Annotated in this window: 26 protein-coding genes and 1 riboswitch; of the genes, 20 read left to right on the forward strand and 6 right to left on the reverse strand. The window is 52.1% G+C overall.

Annotated elements, in window-relative coordinates; translation table 11 throughout:
* Positions 1–4 precede the first annotated feature (4 nt).
* The 7 genes from NST96_RS03015 (at position 5) to NST96_RS03045 (ending at position 6719) form a co-directional block, all read left to right on the forward strand.
* The gene (locus NST96_RS03015; protein WP_342405539.1) at positions 5–1159 is read left to right on the forward strand and encodes an HD domain-containing phosphohydrolase; all 1155 of its coding nucleotides are present in this window, start codon (positions 5–7) and stop codon (positions 1157–1159) included.
* A 468-nt stretch (positions 1160–1627) separates the two neighbouring features.
* The gene (locus NST96_RS03020) at positions 1628–2173 is read left to right on the forward strand and encodes a signal peptidase I (protein ID WP_003389850.1); all 546 of its coding nucleotides are present in this window, start codon (positions 1628–1630) and stop codon (positions 2171–2173) included.
* Positions 2170–3441 (forward strand): TasA family protein, encoded by a 1272-nt coding sequence (locus tag NST96_RS03025; RefSeq protein WP_342405540.1) that lies wholly within the window; start codon positions 2170–2172, stop codon positions 3439–3441. Before NST96_RS03020 ends, NST96_RS03025 begins: the two co-directional genes overlap by 4 nt.
* Positions 3434–4084 (forward strand): hypothetical protein, encoded by a 651-nt coding sequence (locus NST96_RS03030; RefSeq protein ID WP_039070411.1) that lies wholly within the window; start codon positions 3434–3436, stop codon positions 4082–4084. Before NST96_RS03025 ends, NST96_RS03030 begins: the two co-directional genes overlap by 8 nt.
* Positions 4085–4096: 12 nt before the next feature.
* Positions 4097–5158 (forward strand): hypothetical protein, encoded by a 1062-nt coding sequence (locus NST96_RS03035; protein WP_342405541.1) that lies wholly within the window; start codon positions 4097–4099, stop codon positions 5156–5158.
* Positions 5159–5470: 312 nt separating this feature from the next.
* Positions 5471–6010 (forward strand): signal peptidase I, encoded by a 540-nt coding sequence (locus NST96_RS03040; protein ID WP_003389846.1) that lies wholly within the window; start codon positions 5471–5473, stop codon positions 6008–6010.
* Positions 6011–6110: 100 nt separating this feature from the next.
* On the forward strand, positions 6111–6719 hold the full coding sequence (locus tag NST96_RS03045; RefSeq protein WP_003389845.1) for a TasA family protein: 609 nt from the start codon (positions 6111–6113) through the stop codon (positions 6717–6719).
* A gap of 62 nt (positions 6720–6781) precedes the next feature.
* On the opposite strand, the gene NST96_RS03050 is transcribed toward NST96_RS03045, so the two are convergent.
* Together NST96_RS03050 and NST96_RS03055 are read right to left on the reverse strand one after the other, a co-directional pair.
* On the reverse strand, positions 6782–7981 hold the full coding sequence (locus NST96_RS03050) for an MFS transporter (protein ID WP_024983352.1): 1200 nt from the start codon (positions 7979–7981) through the stop codon (positions 6782–6784).
* A gap of 69 nt (positions 7982–8050) precedes the next feature.
* Positions 8051–8536, reverse strand: coding sequence for a MarR family transcriptional regulator (locus NST96_RS03055; RefSeq protein WP_227277770.1), 486 nt, complete (start codon positions 8534–8536; stop codon positions 8051–8053).
* A gap of 226 nt (positions 8537–8762) precedes the next feature.
* On the opposite strand from NST96_RS03055, the gene NST96_RS03060 reads away from it, so the two are divergent.
* Complete coding sequence (locus NST96_RS03060; protein ID WP_003389842.1) at positions 8763–9269, forward strand: GNAT family N-acetyltransferase; 507 nt, start codon at positions 8763–8765, stop codon at positions 9267–9269.
* A gap of 133 nt (positions 9270–9402) precedes the next feature.
* Here NST96_RS03060 and NST96_RS03065 read toward each other — a convergent pair whose 3' ends face one another.
* Complete coding sequence (locus NST96_RS03065; RefSeq protein ID WP_342405542.1) at positions 9403–10704, reverse strand: homocysteine synthase; 1302 nt, start codon at positions 10702–10704, stop codon at positions 9403–9405.
* 81 nt (positions 10705–10785) lie between these two features.
* A riboswitch (SAM riboswitch) is annotated at positions 10786–10890 on the reverse strand.
* An 875-nt stretch (positions 10891–11765) separates the two neighbouring features.
* Here NST96_RS03065 and NST96_RS03070 point away from each other — a divergent pair.
* The gene (locus tag NST96_RS03070; RefSeq protein ID WP_024983355.1) at positions 11766–12731 is read left to right on the forward strand and encodes a hypothetical protein; all 966 of its coding nucleotides are present in this window, start codon (positions 11766–11768) and stop codon (positions 12729–12731) included.
* A gap of 27 nt (positions 12732–12758) precedes the next feature.
* On the opposite strand, the gene NST96_RS03075 is transcribed toward NST96_RS03070, so the two are convergent.
* A complete protein-coding gene (locus tag NST96_RS03075) occupies positions 12759–13310 on the reverse strand; it encodes a hypothetical protein (protein ID WP_024983801.1) in 552 nt (183 codons plus the stop codon).
* Positions 13311–13584: 274 nt separating this feature from the next.
* Here NST96_RS03075 and NST96_RS03080 point away from each other — a divergent pair, with 274 nt between their 5' ends.
* The 3 genes from NST96_RS03080 to NST96_RS03090 are packed head-to-tail and all read left to right on the forward strand — an operon-like array spanning position 13585 to position 14329.
* On the forward strand, positions 13585–13920 hold the full coding sequence (locus NST96_RS03080) for a sigma factor-like helix-turn-helix DNA-binding protein (RefSeq protein ID WP_024983800.1): 336 nt from the start codon (positions 13585–13587) through the stop codon (positions 13918–13920).
* 12 nt (positions 13921–13932) lie between these two features.
* Entirely contained in the window at positions 13933–14118 is a 186-nt protein-coding gene (locus tag NST96_RS03085; protein WP_024983799.1) for a hypothetical protein, read from the forward strand.
* 22 nt (positions 14119–14140) lie between these two features.
* Positions 14141–14329, forward strand: a complete 189-nt coding sequence (locus tag NST96_RS03090; protein WP_024983798.1) for a hypothetical protein — start codon at positions 14141–14143, stop codon at positions 14327–14329.
* Positions 14330–14990: 661 nt separating this feature from the next.
* Here NST96_RS03090 and NST96_RS03095 read toward each other — a convergent pair.
* A complete protein-coding gene (locus tag NST96_RS03095; protein ID WP_122958059.1) occupies positions 14991–15746 on the reverse strand; it encodes a class I SAM-dependent methyltransferase in 756 nt (251 codons plus the stop codon).
* A 375-nt stretch (positions 15747–16121) separates the two neighbouring features.
* On the opposite strand from NST96_RS03095, the gene NST96_RS03100 reads away from it, so the two are divergent.
* The 4 genes from NST96_RS03100 to NST96_RS03115 all read left to right on the forward strand — a co-directional run bounded on the left by NST96_RS03100 (position 16122) and on the right by NST96_RS03115 (position 19531).
* Positions 16122–17435: a cytochrome ubiquinol oxidase subunit I gene (locus tag NST96_RS03100; RefSeq protein ID WP_342405543.1), complete on the forward strand. Its 1314-nt coding sequence runs from the start codon at positions 16122–16124 to the stop codon at positions 17433–17435.
* Positions 17436–17456: 21 nt separating this feature from the next.
* Positions 17457–18482, forward strand: a complete 1026-nt coding sequence (locus tag NST96_RS03105) for a cytochrome d ubiquinol oxidase subunit II (protein ID WP_003389836.1) — start codon at positions 17457–17459, stop codon at positions 18480–18482.
* A 72-nt stretch (positions 18483–18554) separates the two neighbouring features.
* Positions 18555–18869 carry a rhodanese-like domain-containing protein gene (locus NST96_RS03110; protein WP_003389835.1) on the forward strand — a complete coding sequence of 105 codons (315 nt, stop codon included), beginning with the start codon at positions 18555–18557 and terminating at the stop codon, positions 18867–18869.
* Between the two features lie 38 nt (positions 18870–18907).
* Positions 18908–19531, forward strand: coding sequence for an SCO family protein (locus NST96_RS03115; protein ID WP_024983795.1), 624 nt, complete (start codon positions 18908–18910; stop codon positions 19529–19531).
* Positions 19532–19805: 274 nt separating this feature from the next.
* On the opposite strand, the gene NST96_RS03120 is transcribed toward NST96_RS03115, so the two are convergent.
* Positions 19806–20249: a hypothetical protein gene (locus tag NST96_RS03120; RefSeq protein WP_003389833.1), complete on the reverse strand. Its 444-nt coding sequence runs from the start codon at positions 20247–20249 to the stop codon at positions 19806–19808.
* A 341-nt stretch (positions 20250–20590) separates the two neighbouring features.
* Here NST96_RS03120 and NST96_RS03125 point away from each other — a divergent pair, with 341 nt between their 5' ends.
* From NST96_RS03125 to NST96_RS03140, 4 genes are all read left to right on the forward strand, one after another.
* Positions 20591–22270 carry a ribonuclease J gene (locus tag NST96_RS03125; RefSeq protein ID WP_031932584.1) on the forward strand — a complete coding sequence of 560 codons (1680 nt, stop codon included), beginning with the start codon at positions 20591–20593 and terminating at the stop codon, positions 22268–22270.
* Between the two features lie 239 nt (positions 22271–22509).
* Positions 22510–23463: a bile acid:sodium symporter family protein gene (locus NST96_RS03130; RefSeq protein WP_024984011.1), complete on the forward strand. Its 954-nt coding sequence runs from the start codon at positions 22510–22512 to the stop codon at positions 23461–23463.
* 103 nt (positions 23464–23566) lie between these two features.
* A complete protein-coding gene (locus tag NST96_RS03135) occupies positions 23567–23998 on the forward strand; it encodes a BrxA/BrxB family bacilliredoxin (RefSeq protein ID WP_003389830.1) in 432 nt (143 codons plus the stop codon).
* A gap of 95 nt (positions 23999–24093) precedes the next feature.
* Complete coding sequence (locus NST96_RS03140) at positions 24094–24972, forward strand: aldo/keto reductase (protein ID WP_122958055.1); 879 nt, start codon at positions 24094–24096, stop codon at positions 24970–24972.
* The last annotated feature ends 49 nt before the right edge of the window (positions 24973–25021 follow it).

Below are 25021 nucleotides of genomic sequence, written 5' to 3' on the forward strand. Positions count from 1 at the left end.
TTACATGGAACTGCGAAAGAGGAAAGGAAATCATACCGAATTTCTGGCGGACAGGATGTTTTATTGGCTGGCTGTGCTGGTCACGGTCGATGCGCTGATTGCAGTGCTTCTGGCAGTAACCAATGCCATCTCTTCTCCATGGGTACATGTTATGGGCTTGGTCATCGGTGGAGCGGTATCCTGGACCGTCTACCTGCTGCACAAGCGCTATGTGCTGCCGGACGCCAGATCACCGCACGTGTCCGCTTTTCTCGTCATCGCCTTGCTGTTGTTTCTTTGTCTGTCCAACCGGCAGTATGATGCGGGATTGTGGAACATTTTTCTGATTTATCCGCTGTATCTCACATTCTTTCACAACCGGATGTTGCTGCTTATATGGGGAACCGTGAGCTGTTTGATCTACGCTTTTTCACTCGGTGTAAAACTGGAGCAAGCTTCTGCGATGGATGTGTTTGCCCACCTTTCGCTCGCGGCTGGAAGCGGCATCTGCGCTTGGCTCGGGTACTACTCCCTGAACAGATGGGTCGGCGGTGCCAGGCGGGCGGCAGACGAGAGGAAACGCGAATACGCGATGACCCTGCTAAACGAGCTTGTGCCCACGGTCGAGCGAAAAACGCGGATCAGCTCCCGGGAGATCGAGCAGATGGGCAGGCTGATCAAGCGGATGCTCCGCGAGTTTCCGGAGGAGAAGGTGAGCGATTGGGAGGTGAATTTGCTGTCCCTCCTGCATTACGTCAGCCGGATCAAGTGGCCTGATTATGTATTTGAAAAGGAAGGCAAGCTGACCACTTACGAATATCAGGTCATTCAGGAGCACTGCTTCATCGGGACGGAGCTGTTCAAGGACGATCCGGCCTGTCAGCGCGTGGTTGCTGCGCTGCATTCGCATCATGAGCGCTACGATGGCACCGGTTACCCCACTCAATTGAAGGCGAATGAAATTCCAGTGCTCGCACAGGCTTTAGGGATTGTGGAATGCTATCTGGCCATGACCACCTTCCGGTCCTATCGCGAGCCGCTAACGGTGGAGGAAGCCTGCGAGCAAATCCGCCTGATGGCAGGAACGGTATACGATGAGCGTGTGGTTTGCGCTTTTTCGCGCTCGATACAGATGCCCCTTCCCGTCACCGTTTCCAATGTCCCGCCGATGGTTGGCTAAATCTCCGCCTGAAGGATAGGAGAAAACAGCCTGAAGCCTGATGCAGATGGTGTAAATAAATGGTAATCATAACGTATGAACTGTCGGTCAGGAGGGAAGGCAAGTGTGGCAGAAGAAATGCGGGAAATGCCAAAAGCGATCGTATAGCAGCGCAGAACGGTACGAATGGATCTGCCCCTATTGCGGCAAAGACCTTTCCCGTATCCGTGCCGCTCCGGCCACCCTCTCGTATGTTCCCATTCGTCCTGTGCAGCCGCCCCGAAAAATAGAAGAAATTGAACTGACAGCTTGCCGAACACTCCCCGAGAGGTGAGATCTGCAAGCTTTTTTGTTTCCCTCATCCTTCAGTCTGAGATCGTCTCATCCCGGCGAATAAAAATCTTCCTCCCAATGTGTATGCGCAGTCCTTCCGGCGATGGAAGATGGGCCCCTGACTTCCGCGTAAAATGAAAAAAAGAGGTGATCGGCGTGGCAGCTCGCTGGGGAAAGAGAAGCGGTATTTTTATCCTGATCGTCTTTGTCATCCTCAATCTTTTTTTGTTCGCAACCAGCCGCTTAAACGATGACCGCATGCCGGGGATCGGCAGCTGGCGGGTGCTTTCTGTGCTTACGGGAAGCATGTCCCCCGCGATAAATGCCGGCGATATGGTCATCGTTCGCAGGTACGGGGAAGAGCAGCCGCGCGTGGGCGATATCATTACGTACTGGCAAGAGCAAAATGGCCTTTCCCTTACGACTCACCGCATCGTGCATCGAATGGAAAACGGTTATCTGCAAACGAAAGGAGACGCCAATCAAGGTGAGGATGGAGGGTGGACCGATCCGGACCGCGTTGTCGGCAAAGTGGTCGTCACCATTCCGTACGCGGCTGCAGTCCAGGAGGGACTTCGGAAGCCGCCTGTCTTGCTCGCCGCATTGGCTGCCTTTATCGTGGCTTTGGCGTATTCGCATCGGAAGGGCCAGAGTCGGTCGAAGCGTACGCAAACTGAGACAATTGAGGGGGAACTTTCATGAAGTGGGAACAGGTCAAAAATTGGCCGTGGAAGCGAATCGCGATGGGGACGGCTGTTCTGACTTCCATCGTAGCCAGTACCAGCTTTGGCACGTACGCCTACTTTACGAGCCAAGTGGAAGATTCCAGTACATTTGCGGCAGGAAAGCTGGAAATTTCCCTCGGAGAGACGAAAGCCAGGTTTCAAGCCGCCGACGATCAGCCGTTTTTGCCCGGAGTCCGGTTTGAAAAGACGCTGACGGTCCACAATCAGAGTGATGTCCCGGTGAAATACGCGCTTTTGGCTGAGAAGGAAGGCGGAGACGACATCGTGTACGATCGGCTGGTCGTGGAAGTGCGAAGGGAAAATGAAGGCGGCGAGCTGCTTTACCACGGGCGGGTCAGCCAGCTTACTTTGGCCAATGTGATCATTCCGGAGCTGCCCAAGGATGAAAGCGACGATCTGCATTTTTCCGTATACCTTCCGGAGAGCACCGGAAATGAAGTGCAGCAGAAGTCGGCCGATGTGACCTTTGGTTTCCTGGCTACCCAGCAGGATAATGGCCATTACTTTGCTCAGGGCGGTCCTGTCATGACGTTCACACCGCAGGATTTGAACGGCACCAAGCTGGTGGAAACGCTGCGGATGGCCAGCAAGGAAGCGGAAAAGGACAGCGTGACGGGATTGACCTTTATCCTCGAAGAAGGAAGCTACGATCTTTCCGACATGAAGCTGCCGGAAAAGGTGACGTGGAAAGCGGCTCCCGGCAAGGAAGGCAAGGTCGTCGTCCGGGCAGATGAGCTGCAGGTGAGCAACGCCGCTTTTGAAGGCATTCGCTTTGAAGGCAGCGGGACAGGCTTGTACGTCGGCTCCAACGTCAGCTTCAGCGGCTGCACGTTTGACGGCCGGTTCGACGCGGCAATCCGGACGATGCCCGATCTGAGCGGAGAGAAGACGCTGGAGGGGCTGACGGTAAAAGACAGCACATTTGCCGGAGCCGAGGCAGCGATCTTGCTGGATCAGACGATCAAAGGGGCATTCATCGCAAACAATTCGTTTTCGGGCGTTCAACACGCTGTGGTCGTAGCAAACGACCGGGAGACCGAAGTGCAGATCGTCGGCAATGACTTTGCCAACGTAAATAAATACGCAGTGGACAGCGGCGGCGTTCAAGTGGGCGATGGCATTGAAGGATTCAAGGAGACAAGCGAGGAGAACGGGGATGCGAAGAAACTTGCCCTCCATCTGTTCAAGGCAGACCTCTACCTGGAAGACAACAAATATGATTGAGCGGCGAAGCGGACAAAGACCCAAAAAGGAACGCCTGCGGCTTGCCGAACAGTGGGCAGGCGGTATTTTTCTGCTGGGGCTTACCGCCTCGCTTTGGGTACAGCCAGCCGGCACCTATAGCTGGATGTGGAAGGGGGTCAAAGATACAGGCAACCAATTTGCCATCGGGCTTTTGGACATTACAAGCAGCGTGTTTGGCGAAAAGTGGCGGGTGATTGAAGGGGGCAACCAGGCAGTCGACTTGTCCCGGATGATCCCGGGAGACGCCCGCCAGCTGGAGGCGACCCTTTCCAGCGGAGAGAGCGATCTGGAATTTATCTACAAGATTGTGGCTGAGGTGAAGGAAGCGGGCAAGCCGGAAGACGTGCAGAAGCTGGAGGAAGTTCTGCGCATCCGGATTGAAAGCGGCGGCAGCGTCATTTATGACGGGCTGGTCCGGGGGCTGCATCAGGAGCAGCCCGGGCTGAAGCATGTGAACGGAACGGAAGAGCATTTCTCTCCCCATCAGCGAAGCAAGACGTTTGCGATCACCGTCTATTTGCCAAAGGAAGGCGTAGATCACAGCTTTCAAGCGCTGAAGGGGAACCTGGAAATACGCTTCCTGGCCAAACAGGCCACGCTGGATGCCATTTTTGCGGAATAGGGGGGACGAATGGTGAAAAAGCTGGTGTCGGGCCTCATGGCTTTCGCATTGATCTTCGCGCTCCTCCCCCTCGAAGGTACAGTTGCCTTTTTGACCAGTGAGAAAAAGCAGACAGTCCCTGTCAGTCTGGGAACCAATGAAGACGTCTTTACAACGGAAACGGAAGCGATTCGCCTCGTGACAGAGGTGGAGAAGCACGTAACGATTACCAGAGTAAAGACGGAAGCAGGAAAAAGCACGGAGGAACGCGATGTAGACATTAGCATCGACGAGGGCACCTTTACGCTCGTATTCAAGCCGCAGCGTCCGCATCTCGATCTGGACGTGGAAAATCTGAAAGTGACGGGTGAGCCGGAGGGGCGCCTCGAGATCAGCCGGGAAGGCGGCGGGAACGGCATCGAGTTTCGCATCGGCCATATACGGGATCAAGTCAAGCGCGAACATGAAACACTGGAAGGGGAACTGCACATAACAGCCTTGGGCGGTTTTTACCGGCACGTGATTCCGTTGACGGTCGTTACGGAATACAAGGAAAGCTCGAGTGTCGTGGAGGTGAGCCCGCCACCTCCGCCCGCCAAACCTGGACCGGGGACTGGCACGCCGGGCTCTCCGCCGCCGGGGACGGAAACCCCTGTACCGCCTCCGCCGGGTGCAGGGGGAGAAGCACCGAAGCCGCCGGGAGCAGGAGGAGATATTCCGCAACCGCCGGGAGCAGGGGGAGAAGCACCGAAGCCGCCGGGAGCAGGAGGAGATATTCCGCAACCGCCAGGGGCGGGTGGAGAAGCACCGAAGCCGCCGGGAGCAGGAGGAGAAATTCCGCAGCCACCGGGAGCAGGGGGAGAAGCACCGCAACCGCCGGGAGCAGGGGGAGAAGCACCGAAGCCGCCGGGAGCAGGAGGAGAAATTCCGCAGCCACCGGACACAGGAGAAGAACCTCAGTCTCCGAGCACAGGGGAAAAGACGCCGCAGCCTCCAGGCGGAGAAGGCGAGGATCAGCCGCCTCCGAGCCCGGGAGAAGACAATACTCCGCCGTCGAACCAAGACGGCGAGAGTCTGCCAGCCTCGACAGGCTGAGTGCTTTAGCAGCGTGCATTCAAACAAAGTGTAAACGGATCAAACAGAAACGGATCAAACAAGACCGGCGGGTCACCACTCGCTGGTTTTTTCATGCCAAAAGTCGTTTCCGTCGTTCCACTGCACCATGAAAAGCTGAGATAAGGTCATCCCTCGGTATGAAAATGCAGCCATACTTTCCGGTGCTTCGGATCATCCCGGACAGTCAGGAAGTTCACCCTGACGCAGGAAGATGGGAAAACGGAAAATCCGTAAGATGAGAACTGTGAACGGCATACAGCCGAACGCCAAGGAAAGCGGGGAGATCATCCAGTGGTCCTGTTGAAAAAGTGCATATCCATTCTGACGAGTCTGTTTTTAATCGCGGTCATCGCCATCACGGGTCTTCTCTTCGTCAGCAAGATAAACGGAGGGAAAACGGTTCTGTTCGGCAACCAGATCATGGTCGTGCTCAGCGGATCGATGGCTCCCGCCTTCAACACGGGAAGCATCGTCGCGGTAAAGCCGGTCGACTTCAAGGAGGTCAAAGAAAAGGACATCATTACCTTCAAGGACCCGGAAGGCCTCACGATTACGCACCGCGTCATCGAGAAACGCGATGGCCAGTTGATTACCAAGGGCGACGCCAACGACGGAAAGGACACAGCCCCGGTCACGCCAGACCGGTTTATCGGCAAAGTGCAGTACTCCGTTCCGCTCATCGGTTACTTTATCGAGTTTGCCAGATCGGGACTCGGCATGCTGCTGATGCTGGGCTTGCCCGGACTCTACCTGATCGTCAGCCAGGTCTGGAAGCTCTTGCGAATGATCAAGGAAGAGGAAGCGAAAACGGCGGCAAAGCCGCAGCCGTAAATCACCCTCGCGGTGATACCTTGGGGGCTGATAGCAGTTCTTTCTGGTATCAGGCTTCAAGTCATCATAAATATCATGAATGCGTGGGAGGAAGAAAAACATGAGCTTGAAAAAGCAATTTGCGGTAACCTTGGCATCCGTAGGACTTGGCGCGGCACTGATCGGCGGAGGCACCTTCGCATGGTTCAATGCCACAAGCGAAATCAAGGACAATACGTTTGCCGCCGGTAAAATGGAAATCGGCGCAACACCAGCCGAGTCCGTCTTCCAAGTGGAAAACATGAAGCCCGGTGATTGGTTTGAAAGAACATTTGACATCACCAACACAGGGACTATCGACATCAATAAACTGCTGATGAGCGTAGATTACACGGTAGCCGACAAAAACGGCGACAACGGCTCTGATGATCTCGACAATCACCTGAAGGTTTACTGGCTGTCCAGCGCAGATCCGAGCATCCCGATCTCCGAGCGGGTCATCGTCCATCCGCTGAACGGCAAATCGCTGAAGGAACTGAAAGACAGCGGTCAAGTGGATATCAGCAGCTGGGCTACCAAGCTCCTCACGCTGCCGCCTGACACGACAGACCGCATTTACATGGGTATTGAATTCGCAGATGACGGCAATGATCAAAACCGCTTCCAGGAAGACAGCGTAAACCTGACGCTGAAGCTGGAAGGCAAGCAAACAGCCGGCGAGCCGAAATAATTGGTTGGCTGCCGCAAAAAGAAATCCTCACTCAAAGACGAGTGGGGATTTTTTGGCAAGTACTACTGACCGGGACGGACGACATTTGAAGCGGTGTGGAAACGAATCCAGCCAACCCATGCAGAGACGGCGATAAACAGCCCGGCAAAGCCAAATTCCAGCCAGCTGTCCCCCAGCTTGAACAGGAAGGCACCGATTACGGGGCCCGCCGCCATCCCTATGTAGCGGACAAAATTGTAGCAGCCGATGGCTGTAGCCCGTTCATTGAGGAAAGCCTCGGACAAAAGCGTCGTATGCAAAGGCATGCCGATCCCCAGCGTCAAAACGTACGCCATGCTGCCGAAAATCAGGGCGGTCAGCGATATGTTGGCCAGCAGCATGAAGAGAACGGTGGCAGCGGCATTCGCGATGGCGGTCATCAACAAAGCGCGCTCAAGCCTGAAGCGCTTCAACAGAAGACGGCTCATTTTGCTGCTTGCAATGAATACGAGCGAAATGCACAGAAACAATACGCCGATCTCATTCGGATCCAGTCCAAAGGAGTGAGTGGCCTGCACAGGCAGGAACACGAGGAAACTGTAATAGGTGAACATTTGCGCAAAAGCGATAAAAATGATCGCTCCTCCCACTGGATGGGTCAAAATAGAGGCAAACGGTCGCCCCTCTTTTTTCGTCGCCAACAAGCCGGACGGCCTGGTTTCCGGGAGCAGCCAGGCGTTGGCGCCAAAAAGAATCAGCGAGCTGACAGCGAGAAACAGAAAAATGACCGGATGTCCGCCAAGTCCCCCCAGCCAGCCGCCCAGCAGCGGCCCAAGCGCCGGGCCCAATCCCAGCATCATTTGATAGGTGCCCATCGCTTCTGCTCTTTTTGCCCCCTCAAACAGGTCCCCGATGACCGTCGCAGCTGCGATCGGAATCGCGGCAAAGCCGATACCCTGGAGCGCCCGGAAGAACAGTAAATAGGCAAGAGAAGGGGCATAAGCGCAGCCGATGGAGGCGGCCACAAACAGGAGCAGGGCAGGAAGCAGGACTCTCCGGCGGCCGAGGCGGTCAACCAGAGGGCCGTACACGAGCTGCATCACGGCAAGCATCAGCGTAAAAACGGAAACGGTCAGATTGATCGCAAAAGCGGAAGCATGGAAGGTTTGCTGCATATCGGTCAAAATCGGCAAGAATAGATTTTGGGCAAAGGTACCGATTAAAATCGTAATCCCCAGCAGGTATAAAATAGTAGACGAGCCAACCGTTTGTTTTTGTATCATGGTTGTTTTCCTCCTTTTTTGTTTCCGAGGAAACAATATGTTCAAAAGTAATGCGACGAAGATCGAATGTCATTCATCGCGTTGTTTTTGATCAGCCAGTTCCAGTGCATCCTGCAGCAAGCGGTGCAAAAAGGCGAGTTCCTCTGCGGTGTACCGCCCCAGAAACGCCTTCCACTCGCTGCTGATGTTTTGATGCTGCTGCTCATGGATGGAGAAAACCGCTTCTCCCTGTCGTGAAAGCCGAAAATAGACTTCCTTTTGATTGCCGTGAAGCTGGTAGCGCGTGATGAGTCCTTTTGTGAGCAGCTTTGCCGTGATTTTGGAAACAGCGCTTTTCGTCACCCCGATTTTTTGAGAGATCGCCGTCACGTTTGCATCGCCGCCGAGACCGATGCATTGAATCACGTGCAGCTCGGTGAGGCTCAAATTTTTGCATGGCGCACAGTCGGGAGCAAGTCGGTTGATTTCATCGAGCAATCGGTCGTGTCTCTGTTTTCTTCGCTCCTCCTGCTTATGAGACAGAACGAGAATTTGCTGGAAGATGCTTTCCTTCACATCCAATGTCGAGCAGCCTCCTCCTCAGTATTGTTTCCAAGGAAACAATACCAATGTACCACAAGCTTCGGTAGCATTGCAAGCAAGCCGACGAAATTGTCGTTCTGACAGAGTCTGTTAACATACGTCGTCTGTTAAAAGTACATCGCTTGTTGTAAGAAAGATTACCCACAGCGTATAGTAGAAAGAATAGATTGGCCAAAACCAGCAGTTGGGGGTGTCTGCTATGTTTCGTGAAGTAGAGGTTGAAGAATGCAATCGCATTGCCGAGCATGTTGAGAGGCTTTCGGAGATTTTGGTAAAGGTTGTCGAGGATGGTGCGTCTGTCGGTTTTCTCCCGCCGATGGAGCAGGCAGAGGCAAGGCGGTACTGGGAGAACGTATTGCAGCCCGGGGTCATTCTGCTTGTGGCCAAAATCAACAATGAGATTGTCGGAAGCGTCCAGTTGCATGCATCCACGAAGCAAAACGGCAGACACAGGGCGGAAATCGCCAAACTGATGGCCCATCCGGATTATCGCCGCAAGGGAATCGGCCGCAGATTGATGCAAGCAGCGGAGGCGAGGGCGAAGCAGGCGGGGCGGACGCTCCTTGTTCTCGACACGAGAGAAGGAGATCCTTCCAACCTGCTCTATGCCTCACTCGGATATAAGGAAGCGGGCCGCATCCCTGACTACGCCAGATCGGCGGATGGGGAATTGCATGCAACTGTTTTTTACTATAAATCTATTTGAGCTCACCTTGGCCCCTCTGCCAAGGAAAAGGAAAAAGGGAAGACCATCGTCCGCGTCATTCGCGACAGAGGGTCGTCCCTTTTGCTATGGCGGGTTCAGGAAAAAGGCTGTTCCCGGCTCGTTAAATGTTCAGCTACACCTTGCTGACCGCTACCGCCGCATGGAGTGCCTGCTCCAGATCAGCGATGATGTCGTCGATGGCTTCCGTACCGACGGAAATGCGGATCATGCCAGGGGTCACACCGGCAGCAAGCTGCTCGGATTCGTTCATTTGCTGATGAGTGGTGCTAGCCGGGTGGATGATGAGCGACTTGGAATCGCCGACGTTTGCCAAATGGGAGAACAGCTTCACCGACTCGATCAGCTTTTTGCCCTCGGCAACACCGCCGCGAATGCCAAAGGTGAGGATTGCTCCCGCTCCTTTCGGCAGGTACTTTTTCGCGAGTTCGTGGTAAGGACTGTCCTCCAGGCCAGGGTAGTTGACCCACTCGACCGCGGGATGCTGCTGAAGATAGCGGGCTACCGCCAATGCGTTTTGGCTGTGGCGTTCAATCCGCAGGTGAAGCGTCTCCAGCCCTTGCAGGAACAAAAAGGAATTGAAAGGAGCCACGGCCGCGCCGATATCGCGCTGGAGCTGCACGCGCGCTTTGATAATGTAGGCAAGCGGTCCGACAGCCTCCGTGTAGACGACGCCGTGGTAGCTCGGGTCCGGTGTGGTCAACCCGGGGAACTTTCCGTTGTTCCAGTCAAACTTGCCGGAATCGACGACGATTCCTCCGATCGCGGTGCCGTGTCCGCCAATAAACTTGGTCGTGGAGTGAACGACAATATCGGCACCGTAGTCAAACGGTCGGCAAAGCAGCGGCGTGGCAAACGTATTGTCTACGATCAGCGGAACTCCGTTTTCGTGGGCGATGGCCGCAATCGCTTCGATATCGGCGACGTCAATTCGCGGATTTCCGATTGTTTCGGTGAAAAGAGCTTTCGTATTTTCGTTGATCTTGGCCCGGAAATTCTCCGGATCGGACGGATCGACGAAATGAATCTTGATCCCCAGTCTGCCCAGTGTATGGGCAAACAGATTGTAGGTGCCGCCGTACAGGTTGCTGGAGGAGACGATCTCGTCACCCGCCTGGGCGATGTTCAGGATGGCGAATGTAATCGCAGCCTGGCCGGACGAAGTGGCAAGTGCCCCGACCCCGCCCTCCAAAAGGGCAACGCGCTGTTCAAATACATCCTGCGTCGGATTCATGATCCGCGTGTAAATGTTGCCTGGCTCCTTGAGGCCAAACAGGTTGGCCGCATGCTCCGTATCGCGGAACACATAGGACGTCGTCTGGTAGATCGGCACTGCTCGCGATCCTGTCACAGGATCGACGGATTGGCCGCCGTGCAGGGCAAGGGTTTCCGGTTTCCACTGTTGCTGGTCTGACATGGGCATCTCTTCCTCTCGTCAAAAGATATAAAGAAAACGAAGCCTTCTCCTGAGAGGGGAAGGCTTCGGACATGCCGGGCGGTTTCATCTCTCAGAATCAGCGATTCTGCAGGATTTGGCACCATGCGTCCTTGCGCAGGTTGCCGGGTTTCATCGGGCCTGTCCCTCCACCACTCTTGATGAAATGTTTGCAATTTTCTTATAGCGCTTATTTGGTATTATAAGGGGACAATTTCGGAAGGTCAATCAAATTTCCGACTAAATTGGTGGTTTTTCTGTGATTTCGAGAACGCTGCTATCGTATGGTCTTTTCTCTGCATCTGGAGGGTGGGGAGGAGCTGTTTCGGGTGGTGTACGCTCTTGGGCTTTTTGTTTTTCCTCACAGCAACAATAAGGAGGAAAGGAAAGAGCCATGGAAAATGAGTTTGCAGTAGGCTGGGAAACCTTGTCCTTGATCAATGCGGGACTGGCGCAAGGAAAAAATCGGAGCGGAAGCACAGGCCTCCGGCTTTTTTTATTGCTTTGAATATATTCAGTTGATTTTGGCGAATCCGTTACTGCAAGGTTCCTGTTCGAAGTGGGCGCCCTAGTGATGGATGCTTTTCCTTGCGCATTTTTGCACCGGTCGATGGCTGCGTACGGGCCATAACGAGAGGCAGGTATAGGTATACATATGCACAATATCCTGTGTTGAGGCTAGGGAGTAGCTCCCCTGGCCTATTGGTGTTGTTCTCGTGAAGATGGCCTGCATAGCTCTTGTCTTTTCATGATATCTTCAACCCTAACACGAAGGTCCCTGATAAATTTGTCGTTTTCTTCCTTCTCTTTTTCCAGTTCCTCAGAATAATGCGGTAGCTGAGTTTTGGAGGGGAACATGACTAATTCACCTTTATTCCTCACTTTTTTCCCCTCACGTCGATCAATTATTCCACGCCAATCCCTTACCTGTTCAAAAAAAAGAGTGAGCAAATTTCCTTGTATTTTACCTAGTAAGTGAAAGCGACAAGATGACCGGTCAAAAAGTCGTTTATCTCTTACAAAAACAAGGAGGACTTTGCATTATGATAGCACTGAACCGCATTCGAGGATTACACATTTATACAGGCGACGGTTATAACGTAACTACAAGTATGCTTAACGCACTCGACGGTCGAAGGCTTAACGTGTATATTATTCACCTCGGACATCCGGATGATGCAAGCACGAGGTTTGACCGTCTGAAATCTAAATCACATCGAGCGCAAGTCATTTCGAAATCCATTAGCTATTTGGAGGATTTTCTAAGAGTGTGGAAGCGATCAGACATTGCTGGAGAGGAAATGTACATTTCCCTCCCTATGCTTCACAACAATTCATCTACTATCGAGAAGGCGGACGAATTCTATTCTGACTATGTAGATTATATGAAACAAGTGAAAAGTACAATCGTTGATCGGTTGGGACAAACATATTGGGATAAGGATTTTGCAGGTTTTTACTTCAGTACAGAAGCCATTTATCCGATTCAGGAGAAACTTGACAGTTCCAGACCAACCTCAAATCCGATGGTGAAACTGTTGAATGATCTGTCTTATCGTATTCGCAACACTTATGAAAGATACTTTATGTGGTGCCCATACTATGGCTATGGTGCAAACAGGGAAAATATTGCTCACAATATAGGAGTTATCGCTAATCGCACCAATATTTTTGATGTTATTTGTATTCAACCAGCAACATATTATCACTCGGCTCCTGATAAGAATGTGAACTTGGTTTATAGGAGTGCCCGTAATGATGAAGTCGTGGACGTATATGGAGATCCAGTTGCTGGTGGTAAACGCTCATCCGCTACGGCCTTCATCGGTGTGAACATGGAAGGCGATAGCGATTTCAACAAGAGCAAGAGGGCAATCTTTAATGATTACATTGACACTTTTAGCCCGCTTATCAATGATGTGCCAATCGTGTTTTACGGAAATACGCTTGAAGTTGTGACGGGAACTCCGGGGCTGCTAGATGCAATTGAAGATTTCTACCGATCGTAATAAAAAAGGCGCGAGAAATCGCGCTTTTTACTTTTCCTCTATAAACCTGTCACCTATTTCATGAACATAATCAAAAAAGTATAGATAGACCGCCATAACTTCGTTATTGCTGTTATAGTCCTCTACTTTTATTGGCATACCAGTAGATTTGTCGATATAGGCCATATGGTAAGCAGGGTTACCCTTTGCATTATTATTCGCCTTTAACACTTCCACTTGTTTTCCGTTCAACTCTACAGCCTCGACGGATGTCCAACGCTTATCTTTATAATTGTTAGCTGTTCTTTGAAACAAAGAAGATTCCTCGTTACTGAATCTGGTATCTTTCTTAATATCCCTAGTATCCTCATAGAAGTAAAGATAGTCGTTTCGTTGCGATCCGTTCTTTGGATTAAACCAAGTATCATATACGGCAATGGTAACTCCATCAACTCGTACTACTTTCATATGCTCAATAGTGCCTTGTTTTTGTGCAGCTTGTGCTGGAGCAACCGTTTCAGCAAAAACGGGGGAAATTGATCCTGACCATCCAAGTGTAACGGATAAAGCAACAGGAAGAACGAACGCTAGTTTTTTCAAATGAAACACCCTCCATATCCTTTTTTGTAGCCTCACCTTTTTAGACGCAGGAAAAGGTAAAAAGTTACAAATGAAAAGAATTGTTTTATGTGACAATTCGAATTGTTTACAAACCAATATTCCCCAAAAATATTCTACTAGTGACAGGAAAAAGGTCTCGGTTAATCACATAAAATTTGGTAAAATAGAACGTGTGTTCCTGCTTTTATAAAAATTTATAGAGAGAAGGTGAGCAAAAACCCCCCTTTTTGTACCTAGTAGGTGGGGGGATTCTATGCCAAAACAGACATGGACAAAAGTTCAATTTCTTCAGCAGATCAAACGGACGGCTTGGAAGTTACAATACCAAGCCAAAAAGCAGTATCGGCGGGAAATGTTCCTTGACGATCACAAGGAAGTTCCGTACCACGACTCGATTGATTCCCAGTTATTTGTCGAAGAACTGCTCAACAGCTTACCTGAACGTGAGAGGTTCATCATTCAACGAGTGGTGATTGAAGGGAGAACGGAACGTGAAGTAGCGCAAGAACTCCGTATCTCCCGTTCTCGACTCCACGCCTGCAAAGTACAAGGATTACAAAGACTTCATAAAAAAATTGTCTTTGCCTAAAGGAGGAACGTAATGCTGGAAGATGATGTCTTTTGCAAATTGGTGCATGATGCGCAACGAGGAAATCGGGAAGCGCAGGAAGCCTTACTAAAATACTTACAACCCGAACTAGAAAAAATGACGTGGTTTATACGTATGCCACTCGAAGATAGTCTGCAAAGTTTACATTTAGCAGTTTTGGAACTGATCTCATCATGATCAGAGAAAAGGAGGAGGAAGGATGAATGAAACAACGATCACCATAATTGCTGGACTTGTTGCAGTTTTAGCCATCTGCATTATTTACCGACATGTAAGTTTAACCATTCAAATACGGGACATAGTAAACGTGTCCTTACAAGCTAACAAAGAGCAAGAAAGTCAAAAAAAAGAAGAATCCGAAGTATCCGATCCTTCCCTGGAAAAATAAATAGCAGAAAGAAAATGGCGATTTCTTTCTGCTCACAATTATATCAAATGATAAGGAGGAAATGAACATGGCCACAATCATAACAGTTTTACTTCTTCTGTCAGGAGCTACACTGTTTGGAGTATTGATGAGTCAGCAGCGTTTGTGTAAAGAACTGAAAACCATGAAGAAATGACTAATCCCCCCTTTTTGAACTGTGACCCGCAAGAGGGTCACTTTTTTAAAGTGTCCATCTTACGGGTCACAGTTCAATCTCTATTGACAAAGGGGTTTTTTCAAAAGCTTCGCTATGCTGGATCTTCTTACATAAATTTGTGTCAGTTACGCTAGGGTGCTGAATAAATATCGGTATTATGTCACCTTGTGTTCGAATCTCCATTTTCGGCCGTTTTTTGCCGTTTTCGGCAATTAACGCCCTGGCGATCGATAAGAATTGTCCGCCAGGCGTGAACAAAATGGGTTTTTGTCAAAAAAGTGCGATCTCGCTCTAGCTCCGTTTTTCTTCGTTTTTTGTGGCGTAGAAATTGCCAAGCGCTTGGCAATTTGGGCGCTTTTTTTGGAACCGATCGCCACGCTAAACATCGTCATCTGGGACAAGTTGCCTGAGAAAAAAGAGGAGAGCTAGAGGCTTTCCCTTTGTCTGTTACAAACAGCGATCATCTCAGTCGATTGAATCGCTCTTTTGCATCACGTAAAACACGTAGCCGTAATAGCTGGAATACTTTCGGTACAGCTCAACTTCCCGGCTGGCTTCTTTCAGCGTCGCGAGCGCGTCCCGGTCGTTCTTGTACCGATCCTGCAGATGACTGATCCGCTCACGCATCGGTTCATAGTAGTCATCCCACCAGGCCGAATCCGGCAGAACAAAATGCTCCTGCAAGGTGTAGCCTGCCTCAGCGATTATCCGCAGGTTTTGTTCAACCGTTTTCATGCTCGGGTAAGCCTCAGCCCAAAACCGCTCCACTTCGTCAGGACGTTCATCCCGAAGCCAGCAAAGCTCTGTTGCAGCCAGGTATCCTCCTGATTTCAGCAGAGGACGCCATGCCCGCAGCCCTTCGCCAAAGCCCATGATGTAGATCGCTCCCTCCGACCAGATCACGTCAAAGGAAAGAGGCTCAAAGGGCAACGCAAACATCGAGGCATTTACAGGCGTTATCCGATGGGAAACCCCTGCTTCCGCAGCTCGCCGGGCCAGTTCGTCCAGAAACGGCTGATGCGTATCGACTGCCGTTATCGGGCCGTCCGAAAGCTTTGCCAGCTCCATGGTCTGCATGCCCGGACCGCAGCCAACATCGAGAATGCGAGCATCGCCCGGAATGTTTTTGACATACGAAAAAGCTTTTCGGGTCGAATCATTGTTTCCGGGGCCTTCCCGGGGCAGATTGCTGTGAATGTCAAAGAAAATCTCCATGCTCATGATCAAATTCCCCCTGTTTGTCCTGCTTTCTGTTCATTCAGATGAAGAGGGGACAGGGAAACAATTTTCTGAATGAAGACAAGAAGTTATGATCCCCATCCCTCTTGAATACGAGTAAAAGAGCACGTGCAAAATGCGGACATCCCAACCACTCCTTTTCCGTTTCGTTGCTTCAAATCATACCACAGCAGAGGCGCTTTGGCCGATGACCGAGCATCGCCTTATTTTCGTAACCAATTCGCCGTTTTTCCGTAACCAATTCGTCCTTCGTTGTTCACAGCATAATGCATGCACAAGCCATATGATAAAGAGGATTGTGATCACATTCACATATAACCACTGTGAAAATGTTGTTTTCGGGAGGGGAGACAACGTATGGAACTGGACAACACGATGCTGGCTCGTATCTTGACCTCGTTGACGCTTGGGTTTCACATCATTTTTGCCGCTATGGGCGTAGGCATTCCCGTAATCATTTCGATTGCCGAATGGCTGGGCATCCGGCGCAAAGATCCAATGTACACGCTGATGGCCCGCCGCTGGGTAAAGGGCTTTACCGTGACCGTTGCGGTCGGTGTCGTGACAGGCACCTGTATCGGGCTTCAGCTCAGCCTGCTTTGGCCAAGCTTCATGAAGGTGGCCGGCGAGGCGATTGCGCTGCCGCTGTTTTTGGAGACGTTTGCCTTTTTCTTTGAAGCGATTTTCCTGGGGATCTATTTGTATACCTGGGACCGCTTTAAAAATCCGTATATCCACTGGTTGTTCTCGATCCCGGTCGTGATTGGCTCGACGGCCTCTGCCTTCTTCATCATGACGGTGAACGCGTTTATGAATGCGCCGCAGGGCTTTACGCTCGCAAATGGCGCTATCGTCGACGTGCAGCCGCTCACGGCCATGTTCAACCCGGCTACGCCGACAAAGGCGGGGCACATGATTCTGTCCTCGTATGCAACTTCTGCTTTTATCCTTGCCGCCATCGCTGCATGGAAGCTGCTCAAAGGCAACCGTCACGAGTACTACCGCAAAGCGCTTCACTTCACGGTGGCCCTGGCGCTGCTTTTTTCCTTCGGGACGGCCCTGTACGGCGATTTTGCCGGAAAGTACCTGGCCAAATACCAGCCGGCCAAGCTGGCAGCAGCAGAATGGCACTTTGAGACGAAGCCGCAGGCCGAGCTGATCTTTGGCGGCGTTCTGGACCGGGAGACGCTTGAAGTGAAGGGAGCCGTGAAGCTGCCCTATGCGCTCAGCATTCTCGCGACCGGTTCGCCAAACGGCGAAGTGATGGGGCTGGATCTAATTCCTCGCGAGCTTTGGCCGCCTCTGGTTATCCACTACTTCTTTGACGGCATGGTGGCGATCGGGATGTACATGCTGGTTGTGCCGCTTCTCTATTTTGCTGTTCGCCGCTGGAAAAAGGGGAACGTCCCGAGGCCGCTGTTGCATGCGATTTTCTGGGGAGCGCCGCTTTCAATTCTCGCCATCGAGCTGGGCTGGATTTTTTCGGAGATCGGGCGGCAGCCGTGGATTCTCGTCGGCTACATGAAAACGCAGCACGCGGCTACGACGGCGGACAACGTCGGTGAGATGCTGGTGATGTTCAGTCTTCTGTACGCATTTTTGGCCATCGTTTGCTCGCTTGTGTTGAAGCGGATGTTCAAGAACAAGCCGATTGAAGCCGAGCTGAAGTAGCGGGAAGGGAGGGTATGCGACATGGCTCTGGAAACATTGGCCATTACGGTGCTGTGGATCTTTTTGTACGGCTATATCATTATTGCGTCGATTGACTTCGGAGCGGGGTTCTTCTCGTTTTTCTGCAAAGTCACGCGGCGGGATCATATCGTCAACGCGATCATTGAACGGTATTTGTCGCCTGTGTGGGAAGTCACGAACGTCTTTTTGATTTTCTTCATGGTCGGGCTCATCGGGTTTTTCCCGGATACGGCGTATTACTACGGAACAGCCTTGCTTGTACCGGGCAGCATCTTTCTCGTCCTGCAGTCGCTCCGGGGGTCGTTCTACGCCTTTGCCCATTACGGAGCGCGCAACAGCACGGCCTACTTGTTCGTCTACGGCGTGACCGGGCTGTTTATCCCGGCTTCCCTGTCCACGGTCCTGACAATTTCCGAAGGGGGCTATATCGAGCAGATGGCTGGCGGAGAAATCGTCCTGAATATGGGCAAGCTTTTGACCAGCTCGTATTCGTGGTCGGTCGTAGCCCTTGCGCTGGTGAGCGTGCTGTACATCAGCGCGAGCTTCCTGACCTTTTATGCGGACCGGGCAAAAGACACAGCCGCGGTCAAGCTGCTTCGTTCCTTTGCGATTGCCTGGAGCCTGCCGACGATCTTCGCCAGCTTCCTGGTGTTCCTTTCCATTCACCGGCACAACCCGGAGCATTTTGACAAGATGATGGACATCAGCTGGCTGTTCCTTTTGTCCTTTGCCTGCTTTTGCGGTGCGCTTGCCCTGCAGTTGCAAAAGCGCAGCTACGGCTGGGCGTTCATTCTCGTGATGCTGCAGTTTGCCTTCGCGTTCTTTGGCTATGGAATGGCCCATTTGCCGTACCTGCTCTACCCGTACATTACGATCACGGACAGCATCAACAGCCCCGCGATGGGCAAGGCTCTGGTGATCGGACTGATCGCCGGTCTTTTCCTGCTGATTCCGTCGCTTTTGCTGCTGCTCAAGCTGTTCCTTTTTGACGCCAAGTACGTGCAGGGTCGTCCGATTCAAAAATAGCGTCCGCATATGGTATGATGGGAGACAGTGAAAGCAAGGTGAAAACCTGAGCATACAGGAGGCTGTTTGCAGATGAGCGATCAAGGCGTAAAGGAAATGACCCCGCAGGAGCTGATGGAGAAGCTGGCGGCGAAAGAAGAGCTGCAAGTCGTAGATGTGCGTGAAGTAGAAGAATGGAATGCCGGCCATATCAAGGAGGCCAGGCTGATTCCGCTCGGCTTTTTGCCGCACCGCGTAGACGAGCTGGACAAGGACGTGCCCGTTGTGCTCGTCTGCCGGAGCGGAGCACGCAGCCACATGGCGACCGAGTACTTGACCAATCTCGGGTTTGACGCGGCCAATATGGTAGGCGGAATGCTGGCTTGGCCGGGAGAGACAGAGCAATAGAGAACAGGTAAGCAACAATTGATAGGGAGAGGATTGTCGTGAGTGAAGGAAAACGGGAGCAGGCGACCTTTTTGCAGCGGCACTGGTTTACGCTGGTAGCTGCAGTGCTGATCCTGCTGATCGCCGCCGTGTTTGGCTACCAATACTGGCAAAAGAACCAGCTGCCTGTATTGAAGCAAGTGAATGACTTTTCGCTGGACAACATCGACGGCACGAAGTACACGCTGTCGGAGCACAACGGCAAGGTACGGCTGGTGGAATTCATGTTTACCCACTGCCCGGATATTTGCCCTGCGACCACGTTCAATATGTCCAAGCTGCAGGAGCAGCTGAAGGAAAAGAGAAGCTTCGGGAACAAGGTGGAATTCGTCACCATTACGTTTGACCCCGAGCGCGATACGGCGGACGTGCTGAAAAAATACGCCGAGCAATTCAACGTCGATTTCAGCGGCTGGCAATTCCTCAGAGGAGAGCAGGCCGACATCGACAAGGTGACAAAAGACTTCGGGATGGCGACCCTGAAACAGCCGGACGGCTCCTACGTCCACACCGCCCGCATCTTCCTCCTCGATCAGGACGGAAAAATGCGCCGCGCTTACGGAATGGCGTCCGATATGGACATGGACCAAATCCTGAACGAAATGATTCAACTGGCTGACTGATAAAAATCTAAGGGCGAGCATCAATATCGTCCCGACATGAACAATCCCTCCCGTGCAGTGCGTGGCTTGCAGCCGTGCCCTTGCAGGGGAGGGATTGTTATTTATGAAAAGACGATTTTGTTCAGGAGCGGAGCAGCTCTAGTATTCTTTTCTTCTCCTGCCCCCCAAAGCCCGACCCAGCAGGCCTTTCAAATTCATGTCTCCAATAGTCAGTCACCTTCCCCCCAAAATAAAAGAGCCCATCCGCATACGCAAACAGGCTCACCGACTATCGCTATTCTCCGCGCTTCTTTTTCTTCCACTCCAGCTTTTCCACCCTGGCGACCGCCCAGTCTCCGCCGTTCTTTTCCAGAACATGCACATAGGAAATGCCGTCCTCCGTCGTCTCCAGCACATACCCCTCATCTTCATCGTCGCTTACGTAGAGCGAGGTAATTACGCTGTTCTTTTGTTTGCTTGCAACGACTGAACGAACAGCGTCTTCATACGCTTCCGTTTTGTCATTGCCCATGATGATCCGCACGGGAATGGCATTGTAGTTCAGGAAATTGGGGCTGATCGGCCGGGAGTCAGAATCCTTGCTTTTGTCATATGCAAATCGTTCCAACGGCAGTTCTCCGGTAAATTCTTCTTCTGCAGCACTGGTTGTCGAGTGATTCCAGCCGAGTGTCCCGGCTACCAACAGGGTACATGCTCCTGCCACAGCAATCCTTTTCATCACGCTACCACCCGCTTTTTTTGACCGGATATGTGGGACTTGCATCTTTCGCTGATCCATGGAAAAAGTAAGCAAGCACCCTAAATAGGATATCATGAAAACGGACATTTGTAAATTTATTCCAGCGCCCCGTTGTTGGATCAAAGCTTATGTCTTGCTTGGGTTACTTATAATACTTATGTAGGATGTGCAGGTGGTATGCTTAAAGCGTGTATGCAAACGTAGAATCCAGACGGACCGACTTTCCTTTCGGATGCATTTTGGCTAGACTGAATGAAAAGAACGTGCTGGGTTGTGATACAATAAATATGGCATGCATTGGTTCGGGTTTCCAACAAAACATGCACGTTGAGGTAGGAGGAAAGAAGTTGAGCGAAGTTAAGATTTTCGCGATGGGCGGTCTCGGCGAAATCGGAAAAAATATGTACTGTGTCGAGTATGAAGACGAGATCGTGATCATCGACTGTGGGGTGAAATTCCCCGAAAATGAGATGTTTGGGATCGACCTGGTCATTCCGGACGTTTCTTACCTGATCAGCAATCAGCACAAAATCAAGGCGCTCTTGTTGACACACGGCCATGAGGATCACATCGGCGCCATTCCGTACATTCTGAAGCAGATCAAGATGCCGATCTACGGCGGACGCCTTACCCTGGGCTTGGTCAAGGCAAAGCTGGAAGAGCACCGCATGCAAAACGAGGTCCAATTGATCCCGATCTCGGAGGAAACGGAGATTCCGTTCCAAAACATGAAGGCCACATTCTTCAGAACCAATCACAGCATTCCGGATTCGCTCGGAATCGTGCTGGAGACGCCGGAGGGCTTGGTCGTTCACACGGGTGACTTCAAGTTCGACATGACCCCTGTCGGAAAAACAACCGAGTACGGGAAGATTGCCAAGATCGGCAGCTCGGGAAATGTGCTGGCGCTGCTCTCCGACAGCACGAACAGTGAGCGCTACGGCTTTACAATGTCCGAGCGCACTGTAGGCGAAGGCATTCTGGACGTGGTGAGAAAGGCGCGGGGCCGTATTATTTTGGCTACGTTCGCGTCTAATGTGCATCGTCTGCAGCAAGTGGTCGATGCCGCCGCCGAGTGCAACCGCAAAGTGGCGGTAATCGGGCGCAGCATGGAAAAGGTGTTTTTGATCGGACAAGAGCTGGGCTACATCACTATGCCGGAGGGCATGCTGATCGACATCAAGCACATCGACAACTACGCGGACAACCAGGTGCTGATTATTTGTACAGGCAGCCAGGGTGAGCCGATGGCAGCCCTAACCCGGATCGCGTCCGGCTCTCATCGCAGTGTTTCGATTTACCCGGAGGACACGGTGATCATTTCCGCGTCGCCGATTCCCGGCAATACGGTCAACGTGAGCCGCACGATAGACAAGCTGTACCGGGCAGGAGCCAATGTCGTTCTCAACTCGGCCTTTGACATTCACGCGTCGGGCCACGGAAGCAGCGAAGAGCTGAAGCTGATGCTCAACTTTATCCGGCCGAAGTACTTCATCCCGATTCACGGGGAGTACAGGATGCTGAAGACTCATTCCAAGCTTGCCCAGCAGGTCGGCATCGAGGAAAGCAACATCTTTATCATGGACAACGGCGATGTGCTGAACTGCACCCGCGAGAAGGCGTGGTTGAGCAAGGTTCCGGCCGGCATCGTCCTGATCGATGGCAGCGGAGTGGGCGACGTGGGCAACATCGTGCTCAGGGACCGCAAGCATTTGGCCGAGGATGGCTTGATGGTCGTCGTAGTCAGCCTGGATATGAAAAACTTCAAGATTCTCACCGGCCCCGACATCGTCAGCCGCGGCTTCGTCTACGTGCGCGGATCCGAGTCGTTGATCCAGGAGGCGACCGTTCTCGTCCGCCAGCGCCTGCAGGAAGCGCTGGACAAGAAAATCAAGGAATGGTCCGAGCTGAAATCCCAGATCAACGAAGTGATCAAGCCGTTCATTTACGAAAAAACGGGCCGCAACCCGATGATCCTGACGATCCTCATGGAAGTGTAGGAAAGAACATTCTAGCGCCAAAAGGTTGTTCAATAGGAAAGGCCATTGTCATTACACTAACTTGACGATGGCCTTTTCAACATGCGGTCCGACGATGGCAGTCTTTCATACGTTGTTTTCATCAACACGTACTCTCGAAAAAAAGCCCGTAAACTGCATTTCATGATGGCAATTTCAAATTCAGTCAATTATAATAACTATAAATTTTTTTATTATACATAAACTAAGGAGTGCTACAAGTGGAATCGTTAGAAAAGTTAAGCAATTTCGTCGGCAAAACATTTGCCATCTGGGTGCTGTTGTTTGCGGCCCTTGCCTTCTTTTCCCCCGACGCATTCAAATGGATCGGAAAGTACATTACGCCGTTGCTCGGCATTATCATGTTCGGTATGGGGTTAACCGTATCGCCGTCCGACTTCCGGGAAGTGTTCCGCCGTCCCAAGGACGTAGCGGTCGGCGTACTCGGACAGTTCCTGATCATGCCGCTGCTCGCTTTCGGCTTGGCGAAGGGATTGCAGCTTCCTCCTGAGATCGCTGTCGGCGTCATCCTCGTCGGCTGCTGCCCGGGCGGTACTGCCTCCAACGTCATGACGTATCTGGCAAAAGGGGATGTCCCGTTGTCTGTAGCGGTTACTTCTGTCACCACGCTGCTGGCGCCAATCGTAACGCCTGCGCTCATCCTGCTGTTTGCAAGCCAATGGGTACCGGTGGATGCGCTGGCCCTGCTCTGGTCCATTCTGCAAATTGTCATCATTCCGATCGTTCTTGGATTTATCGTCAAAACGTTGTTCAAAAAACCGGCGGAAGCGGGAGCAAAGGCACTGCCGCTGGTCTCCACCATCGCCATCGTTGCGATCGTAGCAGCTGTCGTAGCCGGAAGCCAGCAAAAAATCGCGACGACCGGTCTTGCTATTTTCGGCGTCGTCATGCTGCACAATGGTCTCGGACTTTTGCTCGGCTACTTGTTTGGAAAACTGTTCGGCATGAACAGAGCGAAACAAAAAGCGATCTCCATCGAGGTCGGCATGCAAAACTCCGGCTTGGGCGTAGCAATCGCCACGGCCCATTTCTCCCCATTGGCTGCAGTTCCGAGCGCGATCTTCAGCGTTTGGCACAACATCTCCGGCCCAATCGTGGCGACGATCTTCAGCCGGATGAAAAACGAACAGCAAAGCCTGGACAAAAACACCTGATCAAGGTGTTTTTGTGTTTTTGCACTTCCGACATTCTCCTTGGGCACAAGAGAGGGTATAATAGGGATAAGTGAATCGTGATCCACAAAGGAGAGAATGCCAAATGATGTCCTATGAGGCATATATGAGCCAAGTCATTCAACCGATGCGTGACGAGCTGACACGTGTAGGTTTTACCGAATTGAAAACGGCGGAAGAAGTTGAAAAAGCCTTTTCAGAAATGAAGGGGACGGCTCTTGTCGTCGTCAACTCCGTATGCGGCTGCGCGGCTGGTCTTGCCCGTCCGGCTGTCGCTTATTCGATCAACCACGAGAAAAAGCCGGACCATCTGTACACGGTCTTCGCGGGCCAAGATAAAGAAGCGACGGCAAAAGCGCGCGAGTACTTCGAAGGCTACCCGCCATCCTCTCCGTCCTTTGCTTTGATGAAAGACGGCAAAATCATGACCATGATTGAGCGCCATCAGATCGAAAACAACGATTTGCCGACCATCGCCAAGCTGCTGACCGACGCATACGACAAATACTGCGGATAACGTGCAGCACATCATAACAGACTGTCAACAAGACGCTCCGAAGGGGGCGTCTTGTTAAATCGTAGCCCCTTTTTCACTTGGAAAGGATGAGAACAATGCTTACCCGTTCGTTTGGACGAGACTCCCACCAGGTTTCCTTGCTTGGCTTTGGCGCCCAGCGGATTGTAGACGAGCATGATTGCACGGAGGAACAGGCGATTGCGATCATCAGGCGCGCTGTAGAGCTCGGAGTCAATTACTTTGATACAGCACCCAGCTACAGCGACGGACAGTCCGAATCGCGGGTCGGGCTGGGCTTGCGCGGATTGCGGGACAAGGTGTGGATCGCCACAAAAACCGGAGGCCGTACGAGGGATCTGGCTTTGCGAGACTTGGAGGGCAGTCTGAAGCGGCTCGGGACAGACTACGTGGATGAATGGCGGGTGCATAACGTCATGCAGCCGCATGATCTGGAAGCCGTTTTTGCCAAAGGCGGGGCGCTGGAAGCGCTGATCGAGGCGCGGGAACAGGGAATGGTCAGAAAGCTCAGCATCAGCGGACATACCGACCCCCGGCTGCTCGCCGAAGCGATCCGCCGTTTTCCGTTTGACAGCGCTTTGGTCGCTCTATCCGCACTTGATCATTTCATCTACAGCTTTGCCCATGAGTTCGTGCCGCTGGCGGTGGAAAAAGGGGTCGCTGTGATCGGCATGAAAGTAATGGCGCTGGGACAGTTGGCCCCCTGGACCGAGCAGGCGCTGCGCTATACGTGGAGCTTGCCTGTATCGACTGCCGTCTTGGGCGTCAGCAAAATGAACGAGCTGGAAGCCGATGTAGCCGCAGCGAATCGTTTTGTTCCGATGACGGACATCGAACGGGTCAGCTTCTTTCAACAGATCATGCCGCTGGTCCGTGCGGATGTGCTGCGCTGGAAAGCAGGCGAATGGATGTCCGGAGAGTGGTACCGGCAGCCGAAGCTGGCGTGGGAAGAGTAGAAGAGAAGCAAGCTTGACTATAAATACACAAAAAAGAACGCGGGATTGT

Source organism: Brevibacillus sp. FSL K6-2834, from assembly GCF_038592925.1.
Classification (GTDB): domain Bacteria; phylum Bacillota; class Bacilli; order Brevibacillales; family Brevibacillaceae; genus Brevibacillus; species Brevibacillus borstelensis.

Excerpts from the sequence above, each read along its gene's own strand:
- NST96_RS03015 (WP_342405539.1), top strand. The coding sequence starts at position 5 with ATGGAACTGCGAAAGAGGAAAGGAAATCATACCGAATTTCTGGCGGAC.
- NST96_RS03025 (WP_342405540.1), top strand. The coding sequence starts at position 2,170 with ATGAAGTGGGAACAGGTCAAAAATTGGCCGTGGAAGCGAATCGCGATG.
- NST96_RS03030 (WP_039070411.1), top strand. The coding sequence starts at position 3,434 with ATGATTGAGCGGCGAAGCGGACAAAGACCCAAAAAGGAACGCCTGCGG.
- NST96_RS03045 (WP_003389845.1), top strand. The coding sequence starts at position 6,111 with ATGAGCTTGAAAAAGCAATTTGCGGTAACCTTGGCATCCGTAGGACTT.
- NST96_RS03050 (WP_024983352.1), bottom strand. The coding sequence starts at position 7,981 with ATGATACAAAAACAAACGGTTGGCTCGTCTACTATTTTATACCTGCTG.
- NST96_RS03060 (WP_003389842.1), top strand. The coding sequence starts at position 8,763 with ATGTTTCGTGAAGTAGAGGTTGAAGAATGCAATCGCATTGCCGAGCAT.
- NST96_RS03065 (WP_342405542.1), bottom strand. The coding sequence starts at position 10,704 with ATGTCAGACCAGCAACAGTGGAAACCGGAAACCCTTGCCCTGCACGGC.
- NST96_RS03070 (WP_024983355.1), top strand. The coding sequence starts at position 11,766 with ATGATAGCACTGAACCGCATTCGAGGATTACACATTTATACAGGCGAC.
- NST96_RS03080 (WP_024983800.1), top strand. The coding sequence starts at position 13,585 with ATGCCAAAACAGACATGGACAAAAGTTCAATTTCTTCAGCAGATCAAA.
- NST96_RS03085 (WP_024983799.1), top strand. The coding sequence starts at position 13,933 with ATGCTGGAAGATGATGTCTTTTGCAAATTGGTGCATGATGCGCAACGA.
- NST96_RS03090 (WP_024983798.1), top strand. The coding sequence starts at position 14,141 with ATGAATGAAACAACGATCACCATAATTGCTGGACTTGTTGCAGTTTTA.
- NST96_RS03095 (WP_122958059.1), bottom strand. The coding sequence starts at position 15,746 with ATGAGCATGGAGATTTTCTTTGACATTCACAGCAATCTGCCCCGGGAA.
- NST96_RS03100 (WP_342405543.1), top strand. The coding sequence starts at position 16,122 with ATGGAACTGGACAACACGATGCTGGCTCGTATCTTGACCTCGTTGACG.
- NST96_RS03105 (WP_003389836.1), top strand. The coding sequence starts at position 17,457 with ATGGCTCTGGAAACATTGGCCATTACGGTGCTGTGGATCTTTTTGTAC.
- NST96_RS03110 (WP_003389835.1), top strand. The coding sequence starts at position 18,555 with ATGAGCGATCAAGGCGTAAAGGAAATGACCCCGCAGGAGCTGATGGAG.
- NST96_RS03120 (WP_003389833.1), bottom strand. The coding sequence starts at position 20,249 with ATGAAAAGGATTGCTGTGGCAGGAGCATGTACCCTGTTGGTAGCCGGG.
- NST96_RS03125 (WP_031932584.1), top strand. The coding sequence starts at position 20,591 with ATGCACGTTGAGGTAGGAGGAAAGAAGTTGAGCGAAGTTAAGATTTTC.
- NST96_RS03135 (WP_003389830.1), top strand. The coding sequence starts at position 23,567 with ATGATGTCCTATGAGGCATATATGAGCCAAGTCATTCAACCGATGCGT.
- NST96_RS03140 (WP_122958055.1), top strand. The coding sequence starts at position 24,094 with ATGCTTACCCGTTCGTTTGGACGAGACTCCCACCAGGTTTCCTTGCTT.